Consider the following 14,029-nt stretch of genomic DNA (forward strand, 5'->3'; position numbering starts at 1 on the left):
GATTACTGCGTGCTCACCTGCGTCGGGCCATCGGTATCGCCACGGTTGTTGGTGTCCGGCATCGTTGACTGGGTTTCCGGAGCCGGCGCTTTCTGCGGCTGGGCTTTGCTGTCTGCTGGCGGGAAGTAAAGCGGGCCTTTAAGGCCACAGCCGGTGAGGCTAAACAGCGTCAGCATCACTGCCAGAGAGCGAAAAATCGTTTTCATTTATCGGTGCCTGTTGTTCATTCATCTGTTTTCTATCATCGCAGGTGAAGATGCAAAAGCAAGAGTTTGCGTAACGCGGGATGACACAAAAGCCATCCCGACCGCCGGTTTCTATTCCCCGCTATTGCTTTTATACTGCCGCCATTGCGCACAACAGGAAGCAGATATGAACGACAGCGAATTTCACCGCCTGGCCGATGGCCTGTGGATGACCATTGAAGAGCGTCTCGACGCGTGGGACGGCGACAGCGATATCGACTGCGAAATCAACGGCGGCGTACTGACGCTGTCGTTTGAAAACGGCAGTAAAATCATTATTAACCGTCAGGAGCCGCTGCATCAGGTGTGGCTGGCGACCAAACAGGGCGGCTACCACTTCGATTATAAAAATAACGAATGGGTCTGCGATCGCAGCGGTGAAGGATTCTGGGATCTGCTGGAAACCGCCGCCACGCAGCAGGCGGGCGAAGCGGTCAGCTTTCGTTAATCAGGACTGATATTGCTGTAACAGCGGCGTGGCGCTGTCGTCATCTTTGAGCGGCGTCACGGCGTTAATGGTCTGGGTGCGAAACGGGATCACCTGCTGGCGGCCATCCACTTTCACAATCTGGTAGAACTGCGGCAGGTTGAAGTTTACGAAGCTTGAGCCGTAGGTAAAGCGGTCATGTGATGATGAATAGAACCGGCTCACGTCGCGCACCAGCTCCTCTTTGCTCCCCTCGCAGTGGTGATACACCTCGGCGCGGTTGCTTTCATCGAGAATATAGATGTTAAAGCCGTCGTCGTTCGTCTCTTCAAAGAAGAACTGAATAATCCCTTCGCTCGCGAATCCGTCCACGACCGACGGCAACTGGACGTGATCGGTTTCAACCTGCACCGATAACCCGTGCAGTTTGTTATGCGAAATCGCGCCGTAAAACTCGATGGCGTTTTCCAGCTTCTGTACCGAGACGTTCAGGCGCTCGAAGAACAGACCCCAGGTCTGGCCCGCCACGCGCAGCGCTTTGAAGCGGCCCGGCTCAAGGCGGGTGCTGGAGAGTCGGAACTCAATGCATTCGGAGACCAGCTGCTGCACGCGGGTGCGAATCAAACCGCGCAGATGCTGGCTGTAACAGAACACTTCGACGCTGTCCGGCGGCGCGGCGTCCTGGTGCATTTTGCCGAGAATCGTTTTCAGCGCCTCGATCATCGCCTGCTCGCCGTTGAAGTGCAGCGTGCGCACTTCGTTCCACGAGTTGCGATACAGCAGATCGATGCTGCCCACCAGGCACTGCTGCTGTTCGCCGAAGCTGAATACGTCGAGCTTGCGGAAATCGAAATGTACCACCTGATTGCGGAAGGCCGCCGTCGGGTCATATTCGAGATTGACGATAATCGCCAGATGGCGGATTTCGCACGGGCTATAGAGCGCTTTTGGCGTCGGCGCGGGCAGGCGCAGCGGGAAATGGTGCGACACGTCGGCGACCAGCTCCTGTAACTTCGGCAGATCGCAGATACCGTTGCCCTTAATAAACAGGCGGGTGCGTGATGTCAGCAGGCCGTTAAACCAGGCCCAGGCCACCAGCTTATTAAGATAACGGTTATATTCCAGCGGCTGATGGCTGATGATGGAATCCATGCTCGGCGCGCGGTTGTAGAGATACCAGCCGGTGCGGTTGGCGCGGCCCGGCGGCACGTGGATAAACGTCAGCGTCGGCTCGGAGAGATCCGGCGAAATCTGCGGGTTAACCAGCGTGACTTTACCCGGCAGCGCTTCAAACGCGGCGTAAAGTTTGCGCGTCAGCACGCCAATATCCTGCGGGCTCGCAGAGACGCTCAGGTTGTTGCGGCGCGCGAAGCGGATCAGGTTGCGATAACTTTGCATCATCGCATCAAGCAGCTCGTTATGCGCCTCACGCACCTGGTCGATTTTCCAGTTAGCGCGGTTATCGAGCATGGCCAGACGCGCATCGTCCCAGCCCCACTCTTTCACCAGCTGGCTTAACACCTCCCGGCGCCAGCCGACGCAGGCGCGCTCGCGGGAGAGCTTTTCGCACACTTTCAGGTAGAAGCAGCGGCGCACAAGATCAAGACGCGCGGTATCGTCGATAGCCGTCAGATAATGCGTCACACGCTCCAGCATCATGCAGTAGGGATCGAGCCCGAAGGAGACGATTTCCCCGTCGTGCAGACGCTGTTTGATGTCTTTCGCCAGCAGCCGGGTGTTCGGGTATTCCCAGGAATAGGCTTCGAGCAGCAGCGTTTTGAGCACGGCTTTATAGGGGGAGTCGATACTTTTATAGAGTTGCCAGAGGCTCGCGCCAAAATACTCTTCGGCGGACAGCGAGCTCAGGCCGCCCAGATCCATCCACTCGTTTGGCGTCAACACGCCCTGGGCGTAGAGCGTCATGACGTAATCGTCGTAATGCTCTTCTTCGTCGCCCGGCACCATATTCCACAGGATGCGTTTGCCGGCCATGCGCACGGCGGTGCGGTAGAACTCATCCAGCAGCAAAATGTGCTGCGTGGAGCCGCAATCTTCGCCGCCGAGGCTGCCGCTTTCATTATGGCGGAAGCGGTTTTCGTCAATCAGGAAAAAACTGACTTCGACACCGAGCGACGCCGCCCAGCTTTCCAGCAGGCTGCATTTACGTTGCAGGAGCTGACGTTCATCGTTATCGAGCCATGCCTGATGGCAGACCCAGATGTCGAGATCGGACGAACAGCTCTGCCCCACAGAGGAGGTGCTGCCCATCGAATAGATGCCGGTAATCGGCAATTCGCCCTTCACGGTTTGTTGCGCAGGCATACCGCGCTGCGTTTCCAGCTCGTTCAGGTAGTGGCGTTGGGTTTCATCAGGCGTGTAGAGGCAAATGCCGTAGGGAACGTTACCTTCAAGGTACCCCGGCATCAGCGGATGGTGATAATGCAATAATGTTGGCAGCAGACTGTAAACCTGTTGGAAAGCAGGCCCCATGGCAGCAAGCGCGCGATCCACACGCAATTGATTGATGGCATCCAGTCTCTGTTTCAGAGTCTCAATATAGAGGTACAAGACGTATCGCCTGATGGTTACAGAATGTAAACGATGTTCACCGTTGTATCGCCCTTGTGATTATGGTGTGACGGGCGGACAAATGGTTTAAAACGTGATCAATCTAACACCTTGTAGATTGACCGTAAAGAAAGATGCGCTACAGATAATTATAGCACCGTTCCCCTGCCCTTAACGCCTTTCTCTGTTGCGCCTGCGCGCCGCGTCTCGCCGCCGTTTGACCTGACAGCCTTCCGCTAACAGTGGTAGGATGATTAGCAGACGACATTTACGGTATCAAGCATGTTAGACAATGTATTAAGAATTGCCACCCGGCAAAGTCCGCTGGCGCTCTGGCAGGCACAATATGTTAAGCAACGGCTGGAAGCCTGCCATCCGGGGCTGACGGTTGAACTGGTGCCTATGGTGACGCGTGGCGACGTGATCCTCGATACGCCGCTGGCGAAAGTGGGCGGCAAGGGCCTGTTTGTGAAAGAACTGGAGCTTGCCATGCTGGATGGCCGCGCCGATATCGCGGTGCACTCCATGAAAGACGTACCGGTCGAATTCCCGGAAGGGCTGGGCCTGGTCACCATTTGCGAGCGCGAAGATCCGCGCGACGCCTTTGTGTCGAATCGCTTTCAGCGCCTCGATGACATGCCCGCCGGCAGCATCGTCGGCACCTCCAGCCTGCGCCGTCAGTGCCAGATAGCCGCTCGCCGCCCGGATCTGATCATCCGCTCGCTACGCGGCAACGTCGGTACGCGCCTGAGCAAACTCGACAACGGCGAGTATGACGCCATTATCCTGGCGGTCGCGGGGCTTAAGCGTCTGCAACTCGACGCGCGTATCACCAGCCCGCTCGCGCCGGAAGAGTCGCTGCCCGCCGTAGGCCAGGGCGCTGTCGGCATCGAATGCCGCCTTGACGATACGCGCACCCGCGATCTGCTCGCGCCGCTCAACCATGAAGAAACCGCCGTGCGCGTGCGCGCAGAACGCGCCATGAATACGCGGCTCGAAGGCGGTTGTCAGGTGCCTATCGGCAGCTATGCGGAACTCAACGACGGCGAGCTGTGGCTACGCGCGCTGGTTGGCGCGCCGGACGGTTCGCGCATCGTACGCGGCGAACGTCGCGGGACGCCGCAGGAGGCGCGGGCGCTCGGCATTTCGCTCGCCGAAGAGCTATTAAACCACGGCGCGCGCGAGATCCTCGCCGAGGTCTACCAGGGGGACGGCCCCGCATGACGATTCTGGTCACCCGCCCCTCTCCCGCCGGGGAGGAATTAGTGAGCCGTCTGCGCGCACTGGGGCAGGAGGCCTGGAGTTTTCCGCTGATTGAATTCTGCCCTGGTCAGGAACTCCCGCAGCTGCCCGCGTTACTCGATACGCTCGCGCCGGACGATCTTCTGTTCGCTCTCTCTCAGCACGCCGTCAGTTTTGCGAATGCGCATTTGCAGCGTCTGGGGCGTCGCTGGCCGCGCGCGGTGGAAGCGTTTGCTATCGGGCGTACCACGGCGCTGGCGCTGCATCAGGTCAGCGGATGGCACATCCACTACCCGCGCGATCGGGAAATCAGCGAAGTCTTGCTACAATTACCTGAATTACAAAACGTTGCCGGTAAGCGCGCACTGATTCTGCGGGGCAACGGCGGTCGTGAACTGTTAGGGGAAACCTTAACGGAGCGCGGCGCGGCGGTCACGTTTTGCGAATGCTATCAACGTAGCGCGAAGATTTACGACGGCACGCAGGAAGCGCATCGCTGGCACACCCGCGGCATCACGACGCTGGTGGTAACCAGCGGCGAAATGCTGCGTCAGCTGCATGACCTGATGCCGCCGTGGTATCGCGCGAACTGGTTGCTGCGCTGTCGGCTGGTGGTCGTCAGCGAGCGTCTGGCGACTCTCGCCCGGGAACTGGGCTGGCAGAATATTCTGGTCGCTGATAATGCCGATAACGACGCGCTGCTGCGCGCGTTGCAATCACTCTTACACGGGAAGCCACAATGACGGAACAACAACACACCCCTGCTACGGTTGAAGAAACCCCGCAGGTTGTGGAGACAACGCCACAGCCGGAACCGACCGCGAAAAAAGACCGCACCGGCAAAACCGCGCTCGCGCTCAGCGCTGTGGCCATCGCCATTGCGCTGGCGACAGGCGCGGGCCTGTGGACCTGGGGCAAGAAACAGGCCGACAACCAAAACGCCAACAGCGATACCCTCGCCACCCAGTTAACCTCGTTGCAAAACGAGCAGCAGGCGCAGAAAGCCGCGCTGGAGAAAACCATCAAAGCGCAGGCGGACGCGCTTGCAGCGGCGAACCGCCAGCAGGAGACGATGGCGCGCGAGCTGGACGAGGTGCAGAAGAAAGTCGCTACTATCTCCGGCAGCGATGCCAAAACCTGGCAGCTCGCCCAGGCCGATTTTCTGGTGAAGCTCGCCGGGCGTAAGCTCTGGAGCGATCAGGACGCTACCACCGCCGCCGCGCTACTGAAAAGCGCTGACGCGAGCCTCGCCGACATGAACGATCCGAGCCTTATCACCGCGCGTCGCGCGTTGACTGACGATATCGCCGCGCTGGCGAGCGTCACACAGGTGGATTACGACGGCATTATTCTTAAACTCAATCAACTCTCTAACCAGGTCGACAATCTGCGCCTTGCGGATAACGACAGCGACGACGCGCCGATGGACAGCGATGGCAGCGAACTCTCCAGCTCGCTTAGCGAGTGGCGTCAGAATCTGGTGAAGAGCTGGCATAACTTTATGGACAGCTTTATCACCATCCGCCGCCGCGACGACACTGCCGTGCCGCTGCTGGCACCGAATCAGGATATCTATCTGCGCGAAAACATTCGCTCGCGTCTGCTGGTGGCCGCACAAGCCGTGCCGCGCCATCAGGATGAAATTTACAAGCAGTCGCTCGATAACGTCTCCACCTGGGTGCGCGCGTACTACGACACTAACGACGCGGGCACCAAAGCGTTTCTGGAATCCATCGACGGTCTGACCCAGCAGTCCATCACCATGGACGTGCCGGAAACGCTGCAAAGCCAGGCGATTCTGGAAAAGCTCATGCAAACGCGCGTGCGTAACCTGATGGCGCAACCGTCAGTGCCGGGCGATGCTACGGCGCCGCAAGTGGATGACCCGCAGACGCAAGCACCGACAGACGCGGCACCGACGCAGGGAGAACAGTAATGCTGAAAGTCTTGTTACTGTTCCTGCTGTTGATAGCCGGGATCGTGGTCGGCCCGATGGTGGCCGGACATCAGGGTTACGTGCTGATCCAGACGGAAACCTGGAATATTGAAACCAGCGTCACCGGCCTTGCGATCATTCTGATCCTCTCGCTGGTGGTGCTGTTCGCGCTTGAATGGCTGTTGCGTCGTCTGTTCCGCACCGGCGCGCGTACGCGCGGCTGGTTCGCGGGCCGCAAACGCAGCCGGGCGCGCAAGCAGACCAAACTGGCGCTGCTGAAGCTTGCCGAAGGCGACTATCAGCAGGTTGAAAAACTGATGTCGAAAAACGCCGATCATGCCGAACAGCCGGTAGTGAACTATCTGCTGGCCGCCGAAGCCGCCCAGCAGCGCGGCGACGAAGCGCGTGCGAATCAGCACCTTGAACGCGCGGCGGAACTGGCGGATAACGATCAGATCCCGGTTGAGATCACCCGCGTGCGACTGCAACTGGCGCGCAATGAAAATCACGCGGCCCGTCATGGCGTGGACCGCCTGCTGGAAGTCACGCCGCGCCACCCTGAAGTGCTGCGTCTGGCGGAGCAGGCGTATATTCGCACCGGCGCCTGGAGTTCGCTGCTGGATATTATTCCCTCGATGCAGAAAGCGGGCGTGGGCGACGACGAACATCGCGACGCGCTGACACGCCAGGCCTGGATCGGGTTGATGGATCAGGCGCGCGCCGATCAGGGCAGCGAAGGGCTGAAAGCCTGGTGGCGTAACCAGAGCCGTAAAACCCGTCACCAGCCGGCGTTGCAGGTGGCGATGGCGGAGCATCTTATCGAATGCGACGATCATCAGACCGCGCAGGAGATTATCCTCGATGGCCTGAAGCGCCAGTATGATGACCGTCTGGTGTTACTGATGCCGCGCCTGAAAGCCGGCAATCCGGAACAGCTGGAAAAAGCGCTGCGCCAGCAGATCAAAACCTACGGCGACCGCCCGCTGCTCTGGAGCACGTTAGGCCAGTTGCTGATGTCGCACGGCGAATGGAAAGAGGCGAGCCTCGCGTTTCGCGCCGCCCTTAAGCAGCGCCCGGACGCGTTCGACTACGCCTGGCTTGCCGACGTCCTTGACCGACTTCACCAGCCTGAAGAGGCCGCGACCATGCGCCGCGACGGCCTGCTGCTGACGCTACAGCAAAACACTCCGCAATAATACCCACCCCTCTCCGGAGGGGTTTTTTATGTCTGCTGGTGAATAACGTTGGCTTGCGAGCAAATTTCAGGAGCTTACATCAGTAAGTGACTGGGGTGAGCGCGCGCAGCCAGGACAGCCACGGCGCGAACGCCCCTTCCGCCTGTAGTCAGATTTCGGGGTGTGGCAAGGCGGCCAGCAAGAGAATCCCCAGGAGCTTGCATGAGTAAGTGACTGGGGTGAGCGCGCGCTGCCAGGGCCGCCACGGCGCGTAAGCCCCTTCCGCCTTTAGTCAGATTTCGGGGTGTGGCAAGGCGGCCAGCAAGAGAGTTCCCGGGAGCTTACATCAGTAAGCGACCGGGGTGAGCGCGCGCAGCCAGGGCTGCCACGGCGCGAAAGATGACCCACAGAAAAAAATACCTGCCCGAGGGCAGGTATCAAAACAGGTCTGTTTGACAACAAATGTGGTGCTTCACTCAACGTTATGTCCATGGTGTTTGATGAGACCGAAGCGACATCTGTCTGTGGACGATAAGCACCGTAAACGGCTCTGCGTCATTCCTGGGTTTATGAAGCCGAAGCGAACATAAGAGATGGAATGAGCATCTACACCGGTATTGTAGCATTAATCGTGCCAGGTATGCAGCGTTTGTCTGTCATCGCTAACTTGCTGTTTCATCGCTACTGTGACCGCGGCCAAACTGCGTTTTCCCTGGCAGGCGCAGCCAGTAAGTGTCATCAAATAGCGACAGGGTTTTCCGCATAGCTATTTTATTCCTTTATATTAAATATTTATGTGTCTCCTGCCAGCGACACGCGTAATTCAGCTTGTCGCCAGAACCCGTCACCCACGCGCTAGGGTAATCTGCCGGAAATATTTTCCTGAATGAGCAAGTCGCCCAGGGTGTTATCCGCGCCAGACGCGCCGTTGTGATAAACATCAAACAGACGATCGCCGGTAACCCGCTCGCCGCTTATCTCCCAGAGGCTCTCCGGCATATTAAGAAGCGTCGTCTGGCCCTCCTTCTCCTCAGCAGGGATACGCTGCGGATACTGCACGTCATCGGTAAACGTTATGAGGCTGTCGGAGCGCAGACTGGCCTCGCCGTTCGCGTCAGCATTAAGCGCGTTGATCGTGCTGTCTGTGAACCCAAGCTGCGCCAGAGTGAGCGTTTGCGGCAACGCATTATCCGCATCCTGCGCCGGTTCCTGTACTCCGGCGGCTATCGCATCGTTGAGGTTTAGGGCGCTTAGCGACGCGACAGCCGGGCTTGCCAGCGCGTCAGCGTTCTGCAACTGCACGACATGCTGGGTTGTGATCGTATTTCCGGCGTCATCGCGCGCCGTCACATCCAGCGTGTAGCTGCCAGCAGGCTGTGACAGCGCCGCGGGCGTTAGCGCCACGCTCCAGCTACCGTCGCCGAGCGCCGTGGTGGTGAGCGTCTCGCTGCCGAAAATAATCGTAATTTGCGCGCCAGGTTCTGAATCGCCGCCCATCGTCAGCTCACCGCTGGCGATTTCGGTCTGATCGATGATGTCGTCGCCCGTCACAGGCGCCACGTTAATGGTCGGCGTCTGGGTATCAATAGTTGAAAACGTCTGGCGGGTGCCCGCATTGCCGGCCACATCAGTGATATCCACCCGAATGGGCACCGATCCCTGCGACAACGCCTGAAGCTGCTCGGGCGTCAGCGTTACGCTCCAGGTGCCGTCGCTGTTAATCGTGGGCGTATAAGCAACCCCGCCGACAGTAACCGTCGCGGACGCGACCAGATCGCCAGCGTTCAGGCCGGTCGTGCCGGTAAGGGTTTGCGCGGTGAGCGATTCCGCCTCGTTCAGAAAGCCGTCGCCGTAGGCCAGCGCGATGGTTGGCGCAGGCAGCGTGCGCAGCACCGTCACCGGCGCGCTGCCGCCGCCGCTGTTGCCGGCAGCGTCGGCCTGGGTCGCGCTCACTGTGTAATCGCCATTAGGCGTTGCGCCCAGGGCGCTTGCGGGCACCAGCACGCTCCAGGTGCCGTTGGGCTGTACCGTGGTGTTATAGTTCGCGCCGTTAAGTGTCAACGTCAGCGACAGATTCGCCTCGCCGGTGCCGGTGATGGTCACGCCGCTTTGCGCCTCCGCCTGGCTGATGTACCCATCCACCGCCAGCGGCTCGTCGATAGTGACCACCGGCGCGGTGAAGTCGATAGTGAGCGGCACCGTTTCTGTAAGCGTGTTGCCCGCGTCGTCCTGCGCGGTCACCACCATGTCGTAGACATCATCGCCCAGCGACGAAAGCTGGCCCGCGGGAATAGCGATGCTCCAGTTGCCGTTGCCCGCCGTGGTGGTCGGGCCATAATTCACACCGTTCAGCGTGAAAGTGATAATGCTGCCTGGATCGGAAGTGCCGGAAACGGTGATAACGCCTGCCGCTTCGGTCGGGTTTATAAAATTGTCGCCGGTAACGTCATTGACGGTGAGCGCAGGCGGCACGAAATCGGCACTGAAGCTGTTATCGCCGCTGCCGGTATTGCCTGCGGTGTCAGTGACCATCACCACTATCGGGATTTGCGAGCCGTCGGCGGGCATCGCCTGCAAATCCGCCGCCGGAACGGTTATCTGCCAGTTGCCGCTGGCGTCGAAGGTAGCGGGATACGTCACGCCGTTAATTTCCACTTCTACGCTCACCGGGTTCGCCGTGCCCACCGTGCCCGTCACTATCTGGTCGGTTTGCGACTCAGCCTGTGAGAGAAAAGCGTTGCCGAACGGTAACGCTTCAACCGTCGGCGCAGGCGGCGTGGTGAGCATCTCAAAAGGCCGGTTCGCCGCGCCACTGTTGCCCGCCGCGTCAGTCGCCACCACATTCGCGGTGTAGCCGCCGTCCGCGAGCGTCGCCAGCGATACGTCAGTCGTCCAGACGCCGCTTGCGTTGGCCGTGGCGTTAAACGTCAGCGAACCGATGGTAATCACGACGCTACTGTTGGCCTCCGCCGTGCCGCTGAGCGTCACCAGCGCGCCCGCTTCCGCCTCGCTGACGAGATCGTCTACAGCAATCGGGTTAATCGTGACTACCGGCGCGGTAGTATCGAGCGTAACGGTATGATCGACGCTGACAGCGTTACCTGCGGCATCGGTAAGCGAGGCGGTGAGGATAAGTTCGCCATCCGCCAGCGCCTGCACATCGCCCGCAGGGAGGTCAACGCGCCAGGTGCCGTCGGGCTGCACCGTGGCGCTGTAGTCTTTGCCGCCAGGCGTGACCGTCACGGTCACCGTGCGTCCGGCATCGGCTGGCGAGGCGGTGCCGGTGACCGGCACGTCAGCCTGAGATTCGGAATCGCTAATAATGTCGTCAATGGCGACCGTATCCACCGTCAGCGTCACGACGGTATCCACCGTGACGTTTTGCTGCGCCGTTGCCTGATTGCCGGCAATATCTTCGGCGCCCACGGCGACAATCAATGGCCCGTCCGGCAGTTCCTGCATCGCCTGCGCCGGTACGGGAATGCTCCAGGTGCCGTCGCTGCCCACCAGCGCACTGTAGAGTTTGCCGTTAAATAGCATTTCCACGGTCTGGCCGGCCTGAATCCCTAACGTGGTGCCAGTGACCGTCAGGCCCACGCCCTGCTCAACAGCATTAATGACGTTATCGCCAGCGATCGGATCGACCGAGATAATGGGCAGGTTCTGCGCAACAACCGTGACATCGCCGTTCGCGGCGGCGGGGTTGCCGCTGGTGTCCGTCACGTTGCCGTCCACCGTCCATGTCTGGTCCGTCAGCGCCAGCACATCGGCGGCAGGCACTTCCACACTCCAGGTGCCATCGCTTCCGATTGTCGCGGTATAGGTTTTGCCGTTAAGCGTCAGCGTCACCGTCTGGCCCGCCTCGACATTAGTGCTGGTGCCGCTTAGCAGCAGCGGCTGAGTATGCTCAAACGCGCTGATATAGCCATTACCGGAGATAGGATCGAGGATCAGCACAGGGAGCGTTGCGGCGGCAGCGTCAATGATTACCGGATGATTAACCGTGACGCTGTTACCTGCCGCGTCGCTCAGCGAAACCGCGAGCGGTTGTGTGCCGTCGGCAAGCGCCTGGAGATCGGCGGCGGGCAAATTAAGCGTCCAGCTGCCGTCCGGCTGCACCGTAGTGATGTAATCCTGACCGTTTAGCGTGACGGTGACCGTCCGGCCGACATCCTCCGGCGAGGCGGTGCCGCTGACCGGCACGTCGCCTGCAATCTCCAGCGAGTTGATAATATCGTCAGTTGCAACAGGATTAACCGTTAGCGTCACTTCCGTATCCACCGTGACGGTGCTGGCCGCGTTGCCGCGGTTGCCTGCCGTATCGCTGGCAATCACAGAGATGGGGATGTCGCCCTGCGGCAGCGCCTGCACCTGCGCTGCGGGGATCGTCACGCTCCAGCTACCATCGGGCCCGGCAGCGGTAACATATGTTATGCCGTTTATCAGCACATCGACGCTCTGCCCGCTCTCAAGGCCACTACTGCTCCCGCTGATCACAACGTCCGCGCCGCTTTCCAGCGCCGTGATAAGGTCATCGCCGGTTACCGGCGAGATGGTCAGCACAGGCGGTGTAGTATCTACTTCGAACGTCTGTTGCGGCGCGGCGCCGATATTGCCTGCGCCGTCTACGGCCACCACAGTGATAGTGAGTTCGCCATCAGCAAACTGTCTGAGAACATCGGGCGGCAGCGCCAGCTGCCAGTTGCCGTTCTCATCTACTGTCGCCAGATAGTTATTGCCGCCTGCTACCGGATCGATATTCAGCGACCATTTTCCGTCGCTGCCCCGCACCGGCTGCGCGTTGCTGATGACATCCAGCCCGCCAATGTTGATAACCACACCCTGCGCGCTGCCGAACGCGCCGGTTTTACCTGTCAGCAGTTGCGTGACGTTGGTGTCGTTATCGTTGAGTTCGTCATCGCCGAAGGGGGTATCCAGCGTAGGCGTGGGCGGCGTAAGCGCCATCGTCACGGTTTCACTGGTCGTGCCTGTATTTCCAGCGGCGTCTTTCGCGGTGACGGTGAGCGGATAGTTGCCGTTCGCCATGCCGCTCAGGGCGTCCGCCGGGATCTGCACGCTCCACGCCCCATTTTCATCCGTCGTGGTGGTGTACTGCGTGTCGTTATAGCTCACCGTAATTTGCGCGCCGGGTTCCGACGTGCCGTTAATGGTCAGGGGCAGCTGACTTTCGATGGCATTGACCAGGTTATCGCCCGTCAGCGGCGCGACGGTGACCGGCGGCGGGAGGGTATCCACCGTCGCGATCAGCGTATTGCTGCCGGTATTGCCCGCCGCGTCGGTGACGATAACGGTAATCGGCAGCTCGCCCTGCGGGAGCGCGCTGAGCTGCGCAGGGTTCAGCGTCAGGCTCCAGTTGCCCTGGCTGTCGACCTCCACCGGATAGGAGACGCCGTTAATCATCACTACCGCGCTCTGGCCCTCGCCGGTGATGCCCGTGGTGCCGTTAATCGTCTGGTTGCCCTGGCTTTCGCTCAGCACCAGCATGTCGTCACCAAACACCGGGGCTATCTGCGGCTCCGGGAGGAATTGCGCCGCTACGTCTAACGTCGACCCGGCGCTGATTTCACGCCCGGCGGTGTCGGTGGCGGTCACGCGGACTTGCAGCGGGCCGTCCGGAAAGTTTTGCACATCAGCGGCTGGAATGGTCAAAGACCAGCTGTGGTCCGCGCTTACTGTGGCGGTATAGGTTTTGCCGTTAAGAGTTACCGTCACCGTGGTGCCGGGCGCGACGTTGACCGTCTGGCCGCTTATCAACAGCGCGTTTTGCGCCTCTTCGGCATTCAGCATGCCGTCGCCGGAAAGCGTATCAAGCGTAATGGTGCCGTTGCTGCCGCTGTTTCCACCCCCATCGTCGCCATCATCTTCATCACCGCCGCCACCGCCACCGGCTCCCGCCGCGGCGATCACGCCGCCCAGCGCTGCCGCGCCCAGAATGGAGCCGAGTACCGTCATCGTATTACTGTCGCTAATCAGGAGCGGCTCAATACTCTCAACCGCTTGATATTCCGGCGTCAGCCCCGGCGCGCTGGCGGCAAGGGTGTCGCTGGAAGAAAAAACGGCATGAACGGGCGGATTTTTGCCGTCATCAAACAATAATTCGCTGTGATAGCCGTCCTGCTCCAGAAAATAGTTTTTGCAGATAACCGTGCTGCCATCCTGCATATGCAAAATTAAGTCTTCGCCCTGGCGTTCATAGCGCAGCACCGCATCAGGTGACGCCTGCACACGCACCACGGAAGGCTCGGAAAGCAATAATGTCCGGGTACCCTGCGCCTGCACGGTGGTAATGATTTCGCCACCGTGTCGCGCCACCGTTTGAATTGTCACCGCCTGCGCTGTCGCGCTCCCATTCAGAATCGTTGCCATAACCCCTCGCTTATTATTGTCACCCATGTCTTAACAGAACGGTTCCACA

At 59.9% G+C, this 14,029-nt stretch carries 8 protein-coding genes; 5 read left to right on the forward strand and 3 right to left on the reverse strand.

The annotated features are described in order from the left end of the window. Positions 1-2 precede the first annotated feature (2 nt). Complete coding sequence (gene lptM / locus AFK63_RS17240) at positions 3-206, reverse strand: LPS translocon maturation chaperone LptM (protein ID WP_038865811.1); 204 nt, start codon at positions 204-206, stop codon at positions 3-5. 166 nt (positions 207-372) lie between these two features. Between lptM and cyaY the strand changes: the two genes are divergently transcribed. Beyond that, positions 373-693, forward strand: a complete 321-nt coding sequence (gene cyaY / locus AFK63_RS17245) for an iron donor protein CyaY (RefSeq protein ID WP_038865813.1) — start codon at positions 373-375, stop codon at positions 691-693. Here cyaY and cyaA read toward each other — a convergent pair whose 3' ends face one another. Beyond that, positions 694-3,240 (reverse strand): class I adenylate cyclase, encoded by a 2,547-nt coding sequence (gene cyaA / locus AFK63_RS17250; protein WP_038865816.1) that lies wholly within the window; start codon positions 3,238-3,240, stop codon positions 694-696. 282 nt (positions 3,241-3,522) lie between these two features. On the opposite strand from cyaA, the gene hemC reads away from it, so the two are divergent. The 4 genes from hemC to hemY are packed head-to-tail and all read left to right on the forward strand — an operon-like array spanning position 3,523 to position 7,614. Continuing rightward, a complete protein-coding gene (hemC, locus tag AFK63_RS17255) occupies positions 3,523-4,464 on the forward strand; it encodes a hydroxymethylbilane synthase (RefSeq protein WP_038865819.1) in 942 nt (313 codons plus the stop codon). Beyond that, positions 4,461-5,225 (forward strand): uroporphyrinogen-III synthase, encoded by a 765-nt coding sequence (hemD, locus tag AFK63_RS17260; RefSeq protein WP_038865821.1) that lies wholly within the window; start codon positions 4,461-4,463, stop codon positions 5,223-5,225. The genes hemC and hemD overlap by 4 nt, the downstream gene beginning before the upstream one ends. After that, the gene (hemX, locus tag AFK63_RS17265; protein ID WP_038865823.1) at positions 5,222-6,418 is read left to right on the forward strand and encodes a uroporphyrinogen-III C-methyltransferase; all 1,197 of its coding nucleotides are present in this window, start codon (positions 5,222-5,224) and stop codon (positions 6,416-6,418) included. Before hemD ends, hemX begins: the two co-directional genes overlap by 4 nt. Continuing rightward, entirely contained in the window at positions 6,418-7,614 is a 1,197-nt protein-coding gene (hemY, locus tag AFK63_RS17270) for a protoheme IX biogenesis protein HemY (RefSeq protein WP_038865825.1), read from the forward strand. Before hemX ends, hemY begins: the two co-directional genes overlap by 1 nt. Positions 7,615-8,448: 834 nt before the next feature. On the opposite strand, the gene AFK63_RS17275 is transcribed toward hemY, so the two are convergent. Continuing rightward, the gene (locus tag AFK63_RS17275; protein ID WP_038865828.1) at positions 8,449-13,980 is read right to left on the reverse strand and encodes an Ig-like domain-containing protein; all 5,532 of its coding nucleotides are present in this window, start codon (positions 13,978-13,980) and stop codon (positions 8,449-8,451) included. Positions 13,981-14,029: the final 49 nt, after the last annotated feature.

It is taken from the genome of Cronobacter muytjensii ATCC 51329 (genome assembly GCF_001277195.1).
Taxonomy (GTDB): domain Bacteria; phylum Pseudomonadota; class Gammaproteobacteria; order Enterobacterales; family Enterobacteriaceae; genus Cronobacter; species Cronobacter muytjensii.